3 protein-coding genes and 1 pseudogene are annotated in these 17,863 nt (G+C 73.4%); 3 read left to right on the forward strand and 1 reads right to left on the reverse strand.

All coding sequences use genetic code 11. The features are described from left to right. Positions 1–77: 77 nt before the first annotated feature. The 3 genes and pseudogenes from OG293_RS35790 to OG293_RS35800 all read left to right on the forward strand — a co-directional run. A pseudogene (locus OG293_RS35790) lies at positions 78–263 on the forward strand (SigE family RNA polymerase sigma factor); the annotation flags it as partial. Positions 264–620: 357 nt separating this feature from the next. Next, on the forward strand, positions 621–2,666 hold the full coding sequence (locus OG293_RS35795; protein ID WP_406002907.1) for a hypothetical protein: 2,046 nt from the start codon (positions 621–623) through the stop codon (positions 2,664–2,666). Between the two features lie 151 nt (positions 2,667–2,817). Next, complete coding sequence (locus OG293_RS35800; RefSeq protein WP_406002908.1) at positions 2,818–3,714, forward strand: RICIN domain-containing protein; 897 nt, start codon at positions 2,818–2,820, stop codon at positions 3,712–3,714. Positions 3,715–3,792: 78 nt separating this feature from the next. On the opposite strand, the gene OG293_RS35805 is transcribed toward OG293_RS35800, so the two are convergent. After that, positions 3,793–17,841, reverse strand: a complete 14,049-nt coding sequence (locus OG293_RS35805; RefSeq protein ID WP_406002909.1) for a hypothetical protein — start codon at positions 17,839–17,841, stop codon at positions 3,793–3,795. Between the last annotated feature and the right edge of the window lie 22 nt (positions 17,842–17,863).

The raw sequence follows: 17,863 nt of genomic DNA on the forward strand, positions 1-17,863 counted from the left end.
GCCACAGGTGCATCGTGGGCCGCGTGTCAGTGCCTCCTACAGGGTGTAGGCGACCGGCGAGAACAGGGACTGTGTGGATGGAACGGAGTCGAGCCCGTGCGTTCGACGAGTTCGTGGCTGCCCGCTGGCCGGTGCCGGTCCGCCTGGCCCGTCTGCTCGTCGGAGGCGACCGGCATCGGGACGAGGACTTGTTGCAGGAGTCCTTGGCCAAGCTCTGGTTCGCCTGGCCCAAGGTCGCGGATGACGCACCGGAGGCGTACGTCGGCGTAGCGGCTCCGCTGACGGCGGTGCTCGCGGTGACGTTCACCTCAGGTCACTGGACCGGCTGACACGAACCGAACCGGCGCTCTCTGCTTGGTCAGCCGAAGTCGGCAGAGCCGACCGCAGTCCCTCCATCGTCGAGTTCGTGCAGGGCCCCGCTCCGGCCCGGGGCGCGGGCAGGCAACAAAGCTTCGACCATTCGTACGTGGTGCTTGATCCACACGTACAGCGTGCACCGGATGTGCCGGACCGACAGGCCCTGCACCCACCCCTCGCTGGACGTGCCGGTACCGCGGAACCGGCCCGGCCGACCACTGGCGCGGCGCTGTCGTCACACAGAAAGGACCGCAGGAACGACGATGCAGATATCTCCCACACCCTTGCCGGTGGAATCGCACGGGGACGTGCTGGCGGTGTCCTGGAGAAAGGTCTTCACCGGCCGGGTGGCCGAACTGCGGCTGCTGGGGGACCTGATGCTCAGCGGCGAGCGCGGCTGCTTCGTGGTGTGGCTGCACGGCATGGCGGGCGTCGGCAAGAGCACGCTGCTGCGCCGGTTCGCGGAGGAGGCCGAGGCGCACGGCCGGGTCACCCGTAGCGTCGATCTGCGGCACGCGGCCCCGACGCCGGAGGCGTTCCTGGCCGCACTGGAGGCGCAAGGCGCGCCGGAGGACGCGCAGGTACTGCTGATCGACTCCGCGGAGTCGCTGGGCCCTCTGGAGCAATGGCTGCGCGACGTCTTCCTGCCCGGTATGCCCTCGCGCCCACTGCTCGTCGTCGGCGGCCGGCTGCCCCCGTCGGCCGAGTGGCGCACCGATCCGCAGTGGTGGCACGCGCTGCGCAGCGTGGAGCTGACCGGGATGGACGAGGCGGAGGCTGCGCTGCTGCTGCGCAACCGGTTCGTGGACGAGGCCGAAGTCCCGGGCATCGTGCGTGCCGCGCACGGACTGCCGCTCGCGCTGGCGCTGTTCGCCGACGCGCGGGAACGGGCCACGGGCCCCGTGGAGCAGCGCCGCCTGTGGGAGCTGCGCGACTCTCCTGACCTGGTACGCGAATTACTCTCTCTGATGCTGCGCGAGAGCGTGTCGCTGTCCCAGGCCGATGCCCTCCACGTGCTGGCGCTGGCCCGGGTCACCACCGAGGAGTCGGTACGGCACGCGCTGGAGGTGCCGCCGGCCCGGGCGCACGCGCTGTTCACCTGGCTGCGCAGCCTGTCGTTCGTACGCAGCACCGCCGAGGGCCTGGTACCGCACGAGTTGATGCGGGAGGCGCTGCTGGCCGATCTGCGGTGGCGTGGTCCGGAGAAGTACGAGTCCCTTTTCGGCCGACTGCACGGTCAGTTGACCGAGCGGCTCGGACAACGCGCCGGCGACCGCTGGGCGTCCGGTGCGGGGCTGGCCTATCTGGGCCGGACGAACCAGTTGGCGCGGGAGGCGGTGGACTGGCGGGGCGCGGACCGGATCCGGCTGCGCGCCGCCCGCCCGGAGGACCTGGACCAGGCGGTGGCCGCGATCGAGAAGGAGCACGGTGTCGCGGCCGGCGCCCTGGCCCTGCGGTGGTGGGAGCACCAACCGACCGCCTTCACCGTCGCCGAGGACGGCCGCCGGTTCGTCGGCGTGCTCGTCGCTCCCCGCCTGGATCCGGGCGCCACCCGGCTGCCGGACGATCCGGTGGCGCGCGCTGCCCTGAAGCACGCGCACGGCCGGTCGCCGCTGCGGCGCACCGAGCGGCTGCTCTTGGCCCGGTGGAGCACCGGCAGCGCGGTGGCCGCCTGTTCCGCGCTGACCACGCTGTGGGCCACCACGCCCGGCCTGGCCATGAGCTGGACCTGTACGGCCGAGAAGCAGTCGGCGCTCTCGTCGCTGCTCGACCTGTACGGGCAGCAGCGGACGGCGCCCGCCGACGGCCCGGACGGCGAGCGGGTGCTCCCCTTCGTGCAGGATTGGCGCAGTGTGCCGTTCGACCGCTGGGCTGCGGCGCTTCGCGTCCGGCTGCTGAGCGACGAGCCTGCGGGCGCGCTGGCGCCAACCGCGGCGCTGGTGGAACCCACCATGCCGTGGCAGGAGTTCGCCGACGCCGTCAAGCACGCCTACCGCAGTGTGCGGGACCCGCGGCAGCTCGCCGAGAGCGCGCTGCTCGGCACCCGGCTGGTGGCGCCCGGCGCGGACGCGACGGCGCTGCGCGAGGTGCTGACCGAGACGGTGGCGCAACTGCGCGTGTATCCCGGGCAGCGGCAGTTGGGCGACGTTCTGGAGATCACCTATCTGGGCGGGCCGCGCAGCCAGCAGGCCGCGGCCAGCAGGGCCGCGCTGTCCTTCAGCACCTATCGGCGCCGGCTCTCCACTGCGCTGACGAAAGCCGCGGAACTGTTGTGGGAACGCGAGCTGTACGGGGCGGTGCCGCGGTGACGCCGTTCGAGCGCTGCTCACCACGTGCTCATCCCGTGCTCACCCCGCTCACGCAACAGGACCGCTCGGGGCCCCCGATGGTTGACTGGCAGGCCCGGGGCTGGGCCGGACGGATGCATGCGGACAATTTCTTGCGAGTTGGGGACGGGCGTTGAGTGAGACCGAGCAGGACGACGCGAAGCGGCGGCAGCGGGCGCGGTTCGTCGACGCGTTGACGAGCACCGCCCATCAGCCGGGGGAGCGCTCCCGACTGGGCATCAGGGTCACCGGTGCCACCGCGGTGCTGGCGCTGGTGGCGGGCGGCACCCTGGGGCTGGGTGCCTGGCGCAGCTATCAGGCGGACGAGGACGCCAAGGAGCAGGAGGTGGCCGCCGAACAGGCGGCGGCGCTCAGGAAGCTCACCACCACCCCGTCCCCGTCCCGGTCGGCCGCTTCGAAGCCGGTGAAGTCGGCGGAAACGGCGCAGTCCGCCCGCCGTGCCGAGGCCCCGGTTGCCGCTCCGGCCGCCCCAGCGGCCCCTCCTTCGAGGCAGCAGCCGAAGCCCAAGACCGAGAAGAAGGAAGAGCCCCACGCACTGGTGCTCTCCGACCGGTCCGGGGTGCTGCTGAAGAGCGCGACCACCGGCCTGTGTGCCGACCTTCCGAACACCGGTCCCGGGTACTACACCATGCCGATCGTCCAGAACCACTGCAACGGCTCCGACGGGGACAATCAGCAGTGGAACATGCAGGTCCACCGCGGCGACACAGGCCCTGGCGGCGCCTCGCTCGTCCTCTTCGTCAACGCCAAGGACGGTCTGTGCATAGACGTGCCGGAGCGCGTGCCGAAGCCCGCCGGCACCCTGGTCCAGGAGGCGCACTGCCATTCCACCGTGGAGGACAACGAGTTGTGGTGGCTCGACCCGGTCGGTGACGGCACCGTCAGGATCCACAACTACATGAGCGACCAGCTGTGTCTGCAGGTCTGGGGCGCCAGCCCGAAGTCCACGAGCTGGACGTCGATCGACCGGTGCGAGGACCCCGACAGCCGCTGGCGGCTGATCGAATGACCGACCGGCTGACCGGCTGACCGGCTGACCGATGTGCGAAGGCCCCGGCGGAATCCTCCACCGGGGCCGTCGCACGTCTCAGCGGCCGGAACCGCCGGGCGCCTTGCCGAGCGAGCCGAGCGGGAACCGGGCCCCGCCGATCATCTCCCGGCACCGGTCGGCGGCCAGCATCGCGGCCAGACCGGGCATCTGCGCCCACGCGTTCTCCCACAGCTCCCGCTGGTCGGCCTGCTCCTGACGCACGCTCTCCAGCTCCCGCCTGAGCCGCCCGTGCTCCTCGTACCGCTCGTCCTGGGAAGCCTCGGCCCGGGTGACGGCCTTCGCCGCGGCCTGTTCCTCGTCGAGGGCGGTACTCACCCGCTCCCCGGCGGCGGCCAACTGTTCCTGGAGCCGCGCGACCGCGCCGGACGCGCGCTGGGCGACTTCCCGCGCCACGTCCGCCGCGCCGCGGGCGGCGTCCCATTCCGACCGGGCCGCGTCCCGCGCGGACTCCGCGGCGGACACGGCCTCCGGGCCGGGACCGGCCTGCGGCGCCGCCGTCCCGGCCGCGCCGGTGGCCGTCGGCTGGTTCCTGGCGGCCTCCTCCCGGGCCCGGCGCAGCGCCTGTTCCGCCTGCGCGAGCCGCTCCTCGGCCGTCGTGACGGCCTCGTCCCGCCGGTCCGCCGCGCCTTCGGCTTCCGCCTGGACCCGCTCGGCGTCGCCGAGCCGTACGGCGATGTACTGCCGGTCGGTCCGCGCCGCGGTGAGCGCCTCGGCCGCCGTGTCGTGCGCGGCGGTTGCGGCGGTCAACGAGGCTCGCGCCATGGCCAGTTCCCCGGCGGCGCGGACTTCCTGTGGGCCCAGCTCGGCCTCGCGGCCGGCCGCGTCCGCTTCGGCGTCGGCCGCGTCGGTGGCGTTGACGACCGCCGTGCGCAGCAGGTTCCAGGTGGGGGTGGTGGCCGGGGTGAGGTCGGCGAGCCGTCCGTCGGCGGTGAACGGCCAGAACCTCAGCCCCGTTCCGCCGCGCACCACCAGTTCCACCGGACGGTTCGCCGCCACGGCGGTCCGCGAGCCCACGTACAGGGCGCGGGCCAGCCGGCTGCCGTCCGGGTCCGGGCCGAGGTCGAGCCAGAGCTGGGCTGACCTGTCCTGGCCATCCAGCTCCCCGACCAGTACCTGGGGCAGTTCGGTCACCGGGTGGGTGCTCCAGTTCCGCAGTGGGTCGCTCGGCTGCCCGGCGAGCATTGACGGAAGGTCGTAGACCCGCGGGGCGACGCGCGGCCCGATCACGCCGTGGCCGAGCAGTTCCCGGTCGAAGAGCCGGACACTGGCGCTGCCGGTGACGTACCGGGTGCCTGCCGGTCCGGTGACCGTGATCACCGCGTCCACGAGTATCTCGTGGCTGCGGGTGTTGGCACCGGTCGCGGAACGGGTGGGGTTGCCGGTCTTGATCGCGTCCCGCTGTCCGGCCGAGTCCGCATTGCCACCGGTGCGGGTGACCGGCTGTCGGGACAGCAGCGGGACGGTGAAGGCGACCACGTGCAGGCTGGACCGGTTGCCGCTGAGGGTGGACTGGTAGCCCAGGCCCAGCGACGAGCCCACGACCGAGGAACTGCTGGTGGAGCGCACGGGTTTGCGCAGCCGCTCGACGGAGACGTCCTCGGCGTCGGTGACCGGCCGCGGGTTGTGCAGGGTCACCTGGAGAGTGGGAGTCTCGTCGGGATCGCTCCCCACGGGCCAGGCTCCGGGCATCGTGGTGGTCAGCCCCGCGGCCGTGCCGGACAGGCCGACGGTGATCTGCCCGGCCTGCATGAGTTCACCGAGGCGGGCCGCCGCGGCCTCCGGCGGCGCGTCGGCCGACAGGCCCCAGGTCCCCGCGGTGTCCGGCGCCACGGTCAGCAGCGCCTGGGCGAGCTCCGGGAAGCCGTTGAACCCGGTCACCGGTGCCGGACCGGTGGGGACCAGTGCGGGCCCGGCGGTGAAGGGCGGCCCGCCGTCCGAGAGCGGCGCGGGTGACCGCCGCGGATCAGTGTGCGAGGTACTCGGCCGCACCGGCGGATCGTGCGGGCGCGGTGCGACGGCCTCCGAGCCGACGAACCGGACGCTCACCAGCGCCGGGACCGAGATCTGAGGGCGCCGCGGGCCGCGTATCATCCGGGCGAGCCGCTCGCCGAGCCCTCCGCCGCCCCGCTCGGTCAGGGACACCCATCCCTGGTCCAGGACACCGCCGAGCAGGTCCGGCGGCCAGTCCCAGATCAGTTCGGAGCGGACGGTGCCGGTGATGTCGTAGACGATGTCGTCGAAGTCGGCGGAGTTGCCGGTCTTCGTCCACTGACGGTCGTCGGCGGAGAAGTCGCTGCGCACGCTGCTGCTTCGCGAGGTGGAGGCGGTCAGCACCGGGCCGGTCCGGTCCATGCGGCCCGGGCCGCCGCCGGGTCGCGGGTACCGGGAGATCGGGGCAGCGGTCACCTGCAACGTCCGGGTGATCCCCCGGGACTCGGAGCTGTTCTCCGGCGCGTGGATGTTCACCGTCTCCACGGAGGTCTTCTCGCCCGCGGGGCGCCCGAGCAGAGCGCCCCGGGCCGGGGCGCCCGCCTGGGGCCGGGCGCTGAGGGTGACCTCGATCAGGCGGGCGCCGCCCGTCGCGGCGTACCGGAACCACAGCCGGACCCTGCCCCGCGCGGGCAGTGCGCGCAGCGCGGGCGGTGCGGTCAGGTCGGCGAGGCGAGTGGCCACCCCGGGCAGATACGCGGAGTGTCCCGGACGGGTCACGCCCGGCGCCACCCGCTCCACCTGCGCCACCAGCTCTTCGCGCAGCCGGTCGCGGACCTCGTTGCGTCGCACCGGATCGCCGAGCTGGGAGACGGAAAGGACGCTGCCGGTGCCGATTTCGCCGGTGCGTACAAAGTGGTCCGGCGGAGGCAGCGTGGGGGCCGGCAGCTCCAGCCGGGGCAGGCCGGGCACGCCGGCGAACCAGCGTGCGTAGCGGGCCAGATGGCTGGGGGACAGGGTGAACTGCACGGCACGGGGCAGGTGGACGGCGACCGTGATGCCGTCCCGGCTGCCCAGGCCGACGAGGTTGCCGAAGAAGTTCCGCGTGCCCTGACGCAGCGTCACCAGCAGGGTGGCGTCGGAGGTGATCAGGTACTGGTCGGCGGCGTCCTGCGGCACGCGCACGGCCGAGGTGCTGGCGGAGTGTTCGATCGTGGTCTCGGTACGGCGACTGCCCGAGACCCGCACGCTCGGGTTGGCCTGCGAGACCCGCGGCGGCGGGCTGCCGGCGGGCCGGGTGGGTACCGCCTGGAGTGGGGTGACTCCACCCCCGAACTGGTGGGACGTCGCCACGGTGCGCTGCCGGCTGGACGTGTCGGTCGCGTTCAGGTCGCGCTTGCCAGTGCTGCGGAAGGAGTCGCTGTGCGTGGCGTTGTGCAGAAAGCCGGCGATCTCCAGGGACAGTTCTTGGTCGGCGCCGAGGCCGGGCAGAACCAGACCTTCGATGACGTAGGCGCCGCTGAAGATCTGCTGCGCGCGGGCGAGCAGGTTGGAGACTCGCAGGTGCTGGTTCAGGACCTCGCCGGCGAAGGCGCTCTGGTCCCCGGCGGCGGGGCCGGCCAGATACTCGCCCAGCCAGGCGCCGGGTGCGGTCACCACGTCGGGCACCCGGCTGCTGAAGGTATGCAGCCCGCGGCTGAGCGCGCCGGCGGCCGGGCGGCCGGGATAGGTGCCGGTGACAAGCTGCCGGAACGCCTCCTTGAGCGCGGCTCCGGCGCGGAAGACGTCCACGATCACATCGTCCGGCAGCCGGATCAGACCCGGCTGCGGTGCTCCGGCTGGGTCCGTGAGGCGGAGCCGTACGAAGTCGTCCTCCGCTCCGCCGCCGGTGCGGGGCGCGCGGATGTCGTCCAGGGCCGGCGCCGGCAGGATCCGGCCCTGCGCCGGGACCGTGCGATGGTGCGGCACGGCCAGCGTGACGTGTCCGGCGACGGTGGCCGGAGCCGCCGGGGCGGGGACCCGCAGGCCCAGCGGCCCGACCGGGGCGGGCTGGGGGCTCGCGGCCGGTCCGGACGCGGGGTCGGACGCCGGGTCGGCGAACCGCACCAGCGGGTCCTCGGCGCTGCCCTCGTGAAGGTTCAGCGCGAACCGGGCCGGTACGGCGAAGAGTTCGGTGCCGCCGCTGGTCGTGATCGTGTACTGATCCCCTCCCTGCGAGGATCCGACGGACGCGGAGCTCGAGTGCTGCGCGCCCCAGACGTATTCGCCGGTGGTGTCCAGCGCCCATCCGCCGTCGGCCAGCACCCACCGCGGGCCGCCTCCGCCGCCCAGCGTGCCGCCGAACTGGTTGCCGCGCTGCCGGGTACCGCGCGCCTCGTGGGAGGTGTTTCCCGCGGTCTGCACGTCCGGCAACCGCAAGGTGTGCGTGGCGGGCGGCGTGCCGACCTCACCGGGGCGCGGGTCCCGGTTCCGGGCGGCGGTGAAGCGCAGCTGGACGCGGCGGCTGCCGCTCACCAGGCCGGGCTGCTCGAACCAGACGGGCCGCCCTCCCTCGACGGCGTCCGGCAGGGCGGCGGCCAGCCCCAGCCTGGACCGCAGTTGCTCGAACCGCCGCAGGTTGGCCAACTGAGCCTGCGCCCGTCCCTCGTTCCATTCGAACCCGCTGTGCTCGCTCGGCGGCAGGAATCCCTCCCGGCGCAGCCACTCCTCGGCCCGGTCGAACATGCGCTCCGCGCCGTGGACGGCGATGGGCACGGCGGAGAAGCCGATGCTCTCGAGGTGTTCCAGGTGCCCGGGCAGTCCGCGCCGCTCCTTTGGCGTGGGTGTGTGACCGATGCCGCGCGGCAGCAGCCGCAGCTGGATGCCCTCCGGCCACGGACCGTAGGAGCCGGAGATCTCGCCGCCGCCCGCGCGCACGAGCGTGATCCGGTAGGTGACGTCCGACGGGACGTGCAGGTGAGAGCTGTCCGTGTAGAGGGCATGCATCATCGACGCCTTGTTGCTGGTGTTCAGCGCGTCGCTGGACTGCCAGGACACGCCGGCCTTGCCGAAGAGGAGCCCGTTGGTGCGGCGGGCTGCGTTCGGATGGCCCTTCGCGTGATCGGGCGTGAACATCGGCCCGCCGCTGCCGTCGAGCCCGACGCCGCTGGTGAGCCGCGCCGAGCGGTCCACGCCGGAGGTGTGGGTGACCCAGGACTCCAGCCTGAACTGACCGTGCGGGGTCTGCGCGTTCGCGCTTCCCGGCCGCACGGTGGCGGAGAGCTGGAGCATGCCGATCGCGTTGCCGCCGCTGTCCAGCAGCAGCGGCGAGTACACGCCGCGGTCCCGCTGCATCGGGAAGGTGTTGCGCAGCATCCCCTCGGAGAGGAAATCCTCCAGCTCGTCCCGGGAGGTCTCGTTCAGGCTCCGCAGGGCGGCGAAGACGGGATCGTGGAGCAGACTGTCCAGCAGCCTGCCCGGTTCGGCTACGGCCTCCACGCCCCACAGGGGGAGGTCGTCCAGCCCGGCCGGCCCCGGGAACGGGCCGAGCGCGCCGCCGTGATCGAAGGCCCGGTACTCGGAGAACCAGGCGGTCAGCGGCCCGTGGCTCTGTTCCACGCCCCAGGTGTCCCCCGGCGCGTTCCGGAAGGCGTCCACCCACACCTGCCACCGGCCGGTGAACTCGACAGCGTGCGCCTGATCGTTGGCGCGCTGCATGGACGTCGTCATGACGCCCTCACTGACCGTCGCGGACTGCGTGAGCTGATTGTGCGTCAAGGTCAGGGTGAGCGCCCCGTCGAACCAGCGCAGCGGCCCGGCGGGGCCATGGTAGATCGCGGTCCACGGGATCGGGATCGTCCGCATGGTGCCGGAGCTCTCGGCCATGGAGGAGGTCTGGCTGCCCTCGCTCTGCCGCTCCAGCTTCGTGGCGCGCGGCACCTCGCCCTGGGTTCCCCGGGTGGCCAGCCGCGGATCGGTCAGGCGCAGCCGGACGTCCACGGTGCGCTGCGTGCCGTCCACGGTGACCGTGACGCGATGCCCGCGCGTGCTGCGCACATACGGCAGATACAGCCCGATCTGCGCGGCGCTCAGCTCCTCGCCGAGCTGCCGGCGCACCTCCGTCTCCGCGGCGCTCCCCGGCGGTACGCCGAGGGTGGTCAGCACCTGCTGGTGGAGCTCGGCGAGCACGTCCTCGGGGACGGGCTCGTGGGGCACGAGCCCGACCAGGCCGTCGTGCCGGGAGCCGTAGTCGCGGACGTACGGCGACAGCGTGCGGGGCGCGGGGACGTCGCCGTCGCCGCTCTGCGGCAGGGGTGCCTGTCCGGACCCCGACCCACCGGACCCGGCCCCGCTGCCGCCGGCCGTGGGGCCGCGGGAGCTGCCTTCGCCGGGGTCGTGGGCAGCGGTGGCGCTCTCGTCGGTGGTCTGCTTCGTCGGCCGGGGGTCGGCGTCGAAGAAGACCGCGGGCCGCGCCGGGCCGGAGGCCGTGGGCCGGGCCGCGGCGGAGGACGTGCTGCCCCAGGTGAAACCGGACGTCTCGCCCGCGCGCTCGGCTCCGGGGCGCTGGGCCTGCTCGGCCGCGGCCACCGGTTCGGTCGCCGCCCAGCGGCCGGTGTGGGGTCCGGGCCGCTCCTGCTGGACGAGGACGACGGATCGTCCGTCGGCGGGTCCGACGGTCCAGGGGGCTCGGTCCGGCGTCAGCACCGTGATCCGCACCCCCAGCCCGCCTGCCGCGACCCCGAGGGCCAGCCAGTCCAGGGAGTCGGGGCCGTTCCCGGTCCGCAGCCCGCGGACGGTCGCGTCCGCACTGCCCTCGTCGGCTGTCTCGGGCAGCCGGGATGCGCCGTCCGGCCCGTCCGGCACTGTCTCCTGGGACAGCAGCGTGCGCGCGGCGGGCACCCTGCGCAGGTCGGCCGCGACCGCGTCCGCGATCTCGGCGCGCAGCTCCGCCGGGGTGGCGGGCCGGCTCTGACCGACCAGCTGCCCGCTCTCCTTCGGCGCTACGGCGATCAGCGCGTGCGCCAGCGCGTCTCCCCCCGCGGGGACGAGCACCGGGGAAAGTCCACGCTGGGCGAGTTGAGCCGTCACCGGGGCGTGGGTGAACGGTGCCTGAGTGACCGGCTGCTCCGGTGTGGTCGTGGTCGTCGGCCGCGTGGGCGCTGTAGCGGGGGCGGGCGCCTCGTCCGTGGGCGACTGGGTGGCCGGTTCCTCCAGCATGGTCGTCGTGCTCGTCGGGGGCGCCAGCAGCGGCTGTCCGGACGGTGTGCCCGCCGCGACGGGGGCCGAGTGCGTCACGGGGCCGCCGTCCTGGGGGGCCCCGACCGGCGGCACCGGGGCGTGGGGCTGCGGGTGCAGTTCCTGCTCGGCCTGGTTCCACAAGGCACGGAAGCCCGCCCAGGTCTCGTTCTCGGCCTGCACCGCGGTGATGGGGTTGGCCGCCGGGCCGTCCCCCTTCTGCCGGGGGCCGTAAAGCTGCTCCAGCAGGGGCAGCAGGCCGGGCTCGTGCCGCCGCACCCAGTCCGGGCCGTTGTTGCGGGGGGCTCCGGTGTACGGGTCGGTACCGGTGTTGGTGCCCAGGTAGGCGTTGCTGAGCTGGGCGAAGTATTCATACGCGTCGTGGGAGGAGTAGTTGGCGCCGGTGCGGACGCCAGCCGGGTCCCGCAGCGGACCGTCGGGCCAATGCGCGGCCTCGCCTTCGGCCACCCTGGCCTGGTAGGCGCTCTCGATGACCGCGCGCTCGGCCGGGCTCAGACCGCTCTCATGGATGGCGTGGGCCAACTCGTGGGTGACAGTGGAGTAGCCGTCCGGGTAGACGCCGTCGCCGGGCACTCTGGTGGCCTCGCCCAGCAGGTTCTCCTCGGAGGCCGCGACCTGACCGTTGTGGTGGATGCCGCGCAAGGTTGCGAAAGACCGTCCGTCGGCGCTGGCGCCGTGCAGTTCGGCGAACGGGCCGAGCGATGTCAGCGGGGCGTCCCGGGGGACCACGAACAGCCGGGTGCCCCCGGCCAGCAGGCGCCCGGCCACCTCGGGGTCGGCCAGCATGCCGGCGACCAGACCCTGCGCCTCGCTTCGGGCGGAGACCGGCTGCTCGACCCCTTCGGGCACGCGTACCAGCAGTTGGGCGGCGGTGGCGGCGAAGTCCGCGGGCGGCAGCTGCCGACGCAGATCGGTGATCAGCGCCGGGTCGGCGGCCAGCGCTTCCAGTTGGCCGGACGGCAGCAGCGTCAGCTCCCGGGTCCGCTCCTCGGCCGTCATCCCGGGCAGCCGGGTGGCGAGGTCGGCGAGGGGAGCCGGGAGCGCGTCGTGGGCAGGCGTCCCCGTCGTGGGCGGCGCCTGGGCGGTCTGCGCTTCCAGGACGGTCGTGTGCGTCGGAGGAGCCGCCAGGGGCTGTCCGGACTGCGTGCCCGCCGCGGTGGGCGCCGCCTGCGCCACGGGGCCGCCGACCGGGCGGAGTCCGTGCTGCCGCCGGGCCTCGTTGTAGAGGTCGAGGGACAGCTGCGCCAGGGTTTCGTACTCCTCAATGATGGTGGCCGGAGTGGACTCGATCGGGGCGTAGGGCCGGGTCTCCAGCCGGACGACCGGCGGATTGATGCGCGCTGTCCCCTGCGCGTCCGGGTTGCTGTCCAGTGTGTTGAAGTCGGTGCGGATCCGGAGCCCGTGGTACTGGCTGATGACGTGCTGGGGGTTGTCGAGGAGCAGGTTTTCGAGATAGTGCCGGATCGTCACGCCTGCGTCGTGCCGGGGCATCCGCCTGGTCAGCACAGAGTCCACCTGCATGGCCTCGGCAAGGGGCCGCTCGAACTCACCCGCGAGCCAATCGGATTCCTCCGTCAGGAACCTGCGCGGCACGGCGCCCAGCGTGGCCCGGATCGCCTGGAGGGAGTCCCGGGAGGCGGCCGCCGTGAAGTCCTTCCCCCGCGGACGCGCGCTCTTCGTGTCGCGTGCTGCGGCTGCGACCTGCGTGTACCCGAGGGCGAGCGCGCCCGCCAGCTCCCCTTCGTCCCACGCCCTCACCTGTGCCGCCAGGGCCGGATCCTGATGCGCGGCCAACCACTGCTGGAACCGCGGAACGGCGGCGCGACCGAACGCCACCCCTCCCTGCAGGTCCTGCTTGGCGATCTGGACCGGTAGGGACTCGACACGCATGTGCTCGCGGACATGCTCCAGGAACTGGATCACCCCGCTCAGCGGAGCCGTCGCGGTGTGGTGAACGAGGATCGTCCCCTGGCCATCACCCCGCACCCGCAGATTCGCCGCGTCCACCACTACTTTGAAGCCCGCCGACGCCGGGAAGATCCGCGACAGGCTGGCGCCGTGCGGCGCCTCGGCGAGCCGCTTCAGCACGTCCAGGAAGGCGGCGATCACCTCGGACCGCTCAGCTCGCCCGTCGGGGCGACCCCGCACCAGCCCCCGCGCCGGGACGGACACGACCTCCAGGACCGGCGCGTTTCCCACCTTGTCCAAGGTGATATACAACAGCCCAGGCAGCTCTACGATATGGCCGTAGGACGCCGCGTCATCCTCCGCGTCCAGCCCTGCTACCTGGAACTTGTGCAGTTCGCCCTCGAACCCGCTGGCGGGTGCATATCCCTCCACCTCGACCGGGTCCGGCTCAGCGGATTCGGACAGCGTCGCGCCGGCCTGTCCCTCAGCGGCGGACCCGGCCGGTGCGCTACCGGCCTGTGCGAAGGGGCGCTGCCGGTTCCGCTGGTCCCGCTGCCCCAACCGGTCCCGGACTTCTGCCTCGACCCGGCCCAGCCAGGCCCGGACGGCGTTCTCCAGCTGCACGACCGCCGGCCGGCGTTTGCTCGTCGTCGACTTGCCGCCCTTCCACTCCTCAATGGCGTCGAGCACACGTTGCAGGTCGTGCCGGCCCGGGTCCGGGCCCAGCTGCCGTACCGCCTCGTCGATGGCCCGCACCTGCTTGGACCGCGACTTCGGTACGGCCGAGAGGACCTCCCAGTCCCGGACCGGGTGGGCCTGGCCGGGCCGGGGCCCGGGTGCCCGGGACACGGCGAGGCCGCGGAACGGGTCCAGGTCCGGCTGACCGGGCGGCGGTGCGAGGCGGGGGCGCGGCGAGGCCGGCAGCGGCGCTTCCTCGGCGGGGGGCGGCGGGACGAGTGGTCGCGCGCCCTGGACGAGGGAGCCCAGCAGCGCCGTGGCGGGCAGGTGTCCGCCCCGCAGGTGCTCGGCCGCGACCAGCTCGACGACCTCGCCCACCCGTGGCACCACTCCTAGCGGGTTCTCACCGGGCGCCACGCGACCGATCCACGCCAGCACCGCGCCCGCGGCCCACTGGAGGGAGGTGTCCCTCCGGTCCTGCGGCACCGAGGGGGCGTCGAGCCGCGTCCGCGCGGCGTCGATGTCGAACCGCGCCTCGCCCGGGTGCCGGACGGCGCGAGCGTCTGCGGAGGCTGTGTCGTCCGTCACCGTCACCGGTGCCGACGGCTCCGGTCGGGTGAGCTGCGCCGGGGCCGGGCGCGATCCGCTGCCGTGCTCGGCCTCGGTACCGGCGGGATCGGTGGACGTGGGTCCGGTCAGACCCGAATCTGGTGCGTCCTGGACGGTCTGCGACACGGAGGTCTCCGCGGGATTCGCCGCGCCGGACGAGGACAGGAGTCCGTCGTCCCCAACGGTTCCGTCGCCTGCTTCGGGACGTGAGGCAGGGGGCTGCGTCTCGATCTGGGTGCTGCTGCCCTCATCCGCGGGGAGGTTCCCGCCGCTTTCTCCGGCTCCATGGCCGCCGCCGGTTGTGCCGCTGGGGATGTCGCCGAGGGTGGCCGGGCGGTCGTAGCCGGCCAGCGGATCTGTCACATCCGGGCTCTCCCCTTGCCAACCCCCCACCGACGGACCCGGATTCGACACCTTCCCTCGTGTCCCTTGCGGAGCCGGCCCAACGCCCAACGTCCGACCGCCAACCGCAGAACCCGAGTCCGGCACCGCACCGACCTGGTTCGGCCGCGCGCTGCCGGACTCGGGTGCGGACGGCGGCGCCACGTGGGGTTCCGGGGAAACCGGAACGAGGGAGCCCAGCAGCGCCGTGGCGGGCAGGTGTCCGCCCCGCAGGTGCTCGGCCGCGACCAGCTCGACGACCTCGCTCACCCGCGGCACCACTCCTAGCGGGTTCTCACCGGGCGCCACGCGACCGATCCACGCCAGCACCGCGTCCGTGGCCCACTGGAGGGAGGTGTCCCCCCGGTCCCGCGGCACCGAGGGGTCGTCGAGCCGCGTCCGCGCCGCGTCGATGTCGAACCGCGCCTCGCCCGGGTGCCGGACGGCGGGAGCGACTGCGGAAGCGATGTCATCCCCCGCCGTCGCCGTAGTCGCCGACGGCTCAGGTCGGCTGAGCTGCGCCGGGGCCGGGTGCGCTCCACCAGTCCTCCCATGCCCGACCTCCGTACCGGCAAGATCGGAGGACACGGCAGGAGCAACCGCGGAAGCGGCGTCATCCGCTACCGTCGTCGCCGCCGCCGACGACGGCTCCGGTCCGCTGAGCCGCTCCGGGGCCGGGTGCGCTCCGCTTGTTCCCCCGTGCTCACCCGCCGTACCGGCGGGGTCGGGGGACGTCAGTCCGGCCGGACCCGAATCGGGTGTGTCCTGGGCGGTCTTCGACGCGGAAGTCTCCGCGGGCCGCGCTGCATCGGCCGACGACGAGGGGCCGTCGTCTCCAACGGTTCGGGCGCCTGCTTCGGGACGGGCGCCGGGAGGCTGCGTCTCGACGTAGGTGCTGCTGCCCTCGTTGGTACGGAGGTTCACACCGCCCCCTCCGGCACCGCGGCCACCACCATGCGTGCCGTCGGTGACATCACCGAGCGTGGCCGGGCGGTCGTAACCGGGCCCCATGCGCGTCGGGAGCTTGGGGCCTCGGTCACCGGGACGGTCCGCGCGGGCCGGACGCGGCTGCATGCTGCCGTGCGGGTCCTCCGGTGACACACCGAGCCGCTGCCCGTCGTACGCGAAGGGACTCGGTCCCGCTGTATTGGGGGTCGCACCACTACCGGGCGGGCGGTTGTCATTCGTTGCCGGGAAGTTGTGCCCGCGGCCGCTGCGGGTGGTGTTCGGCCGTCCGGATTCGCCGGCCGCGGAACCCACGGGCTGACTCGACGACTTCGCCTGGTCCGAACCCTTCCCCGAACTGTTCCCGGTGCCCAACTTCGCCGGATCCGCCCCGAGCTCATTACCCGGCCCACGACCTGACTCCTGAACACCGCCGCCCTCAAGCTGACCCGACTTGCCACCAGGGCCGGACCCGCCGGCCTCGTCAGCGCGGCCCACACCGGACCCACTGCTCATGGAACGCAACTCGTCGGCAGACGCACCACCGCCCTTGAGCGCGGACGAGTTCGAACCGTGAGCACCCGCCCCGCCCGTACCTTCCGCATCGCCCCCGCGCGAGCCACCACCCGCATGACCGGGCTCCACCGGAACCGGACGCCCCGCACCGGTCCCCCCGGGCACACCCCCCGTACCAGCAGAACCGGAAGACGTGGACCCGGCCGAACCCTGATCAGTCGTGCCCTGCCCAGACTTCGACACGGAACTCTCCACCGGACCCGCCGCACCAGCCGACGACGACGGCACATCATCCCCAACGGTACGAGTGCCCTCTCCAGGACCGGGACGGGAAGCGGGAGGCTGCGTCTCGATCTGGGTGCTGCTGCCCTCGTTGGCGCGGAGTGTCCCACCGCCCTGTCCGGCACCACGGCCACCACCGCCATGCGTACCGTCGGCGACATCACCGAGGGTGGCCGGGCGGTCGTGGCCGACTCCCGAACGCGTCGGAGGCTTGGCGGCGCCGGCTGTCCCCTCGCCGGGCCGGTTCCCGCCGTCCGGGCGCGGCTGCATGCTCCGGTTGGGGTCGTTCGGCGGTCCGCCCAGCTTCCCCCCGGGGCGCTCGAACGGGTGCGGGGACGCCGGGGCGTTGGACGTCGCGCTGTCGCCGGTCTGGCTGGGCGGGCGATTGGCGACCGTCGCGGGGAAGTCGTACCCCCGGGCGCCCGGGGACTCGTTCACCCGCTCGGAGTTGCCGGACGCAGGGCTCTTGGTCCGGCTCGGCACCGGCGGATTCACCGGGAACTTCTGACCCGGTGTGCCGCCCAGCTTTCCTTGGTGACCCTCAAGCGGACGCGGGCCGGCCGAAGCGCTCTCGCTCCCCGACTTCGGCGGATTCACCGGGAACTTCTGACCCGGTGTGCCGCCCAGCTTTCCTTGGTGACCCTCAAGCGGACGCGGGCCGGCCGAAGCGCTCTCGCTCCCCGACTTCGGCAGATTCACCGGGAACTTCTCACCCGGTGTGCCGCCCAGCTTCCCCTCAAAACCCCCAAGCGGACGCGGGCCGGCCGAAGCGCTCTCACCCCCCGACTTCAGCGGATTCACCGGGAACTTCTCACCCGGCGTGGCACCCAACGGCCCGTCGTGGCCGCCAATCTGCTCCGGCTTGGCGTTGACGCTGATCGTCGGCCCTCCGCGTGACGTGTTCGTCGGCACACCGCCCTCGGGGCCGGCAGCAGGGCTGGCCGGGCGCGGGGTGTAGTGGTAGCCGGCGAAGCCGCCGAGGACGCCGCCCAGGAGCCCGCCCAGGCCCATGCTCCAGGCTTCGGCGCCCCAGTCGACCTCATAGTCGGTGCCCGCGATGGCGGCGCCGGCCGCGCCGACGGCGACGTCGATGCCGAGGCTGAGCGCGGCACCGGACACGGCGCCGCCGACGGCGCCGGCGGCCGTGGTGCCCAAGGTGCCGAGACGGGCGGCCATCTGGGAGAGCACCGGGATCAGCCGGCCCAGCAGCGAGCCGATCATCGACAACAGGTTGCCGAGCAGCGGCCCGAGGGCCAGGAAGGCCATCCCGACGATGGCACCGAGGATGGTCGCCCACATGGAGGCGTTGATCTTCTTCGCGTATTCGTCGGCGGCCTTCCTCAGCTCCTCCGCGTAGCGGTGGATGGTCTGGCCGACCGTCCAGGCGGTCTCGGCGGCGTCGTCGATGGTCTTGCCCAACGCCTCGTCCCACGCCCGGTGTGCCGCGTCGCCGGCGGTGCCGGTCATGCCGAGGCCGCCCAGGTGCCCGTTGACGGCGACCCGGCGCTCGTGGATCTCGTCGCCGAGCTGGATCCAGGCGTTGCCCAGGTCGATGATCTCGTCGAGGCTGATGCTGCCGAGTACGGAATCCGCGTCTGCCATGGTGTCGGCCGCCCTCCCTGGG

The sequence above is a fragment of the Streptomyces sp. NBC_00829 genome, from assembly GCF_045161795.1.
Lineage (GTDB): Bacteria > Actinomycetota > Actinomycetes > Streptomycetales > Streptomycetaceae > Streptomyces.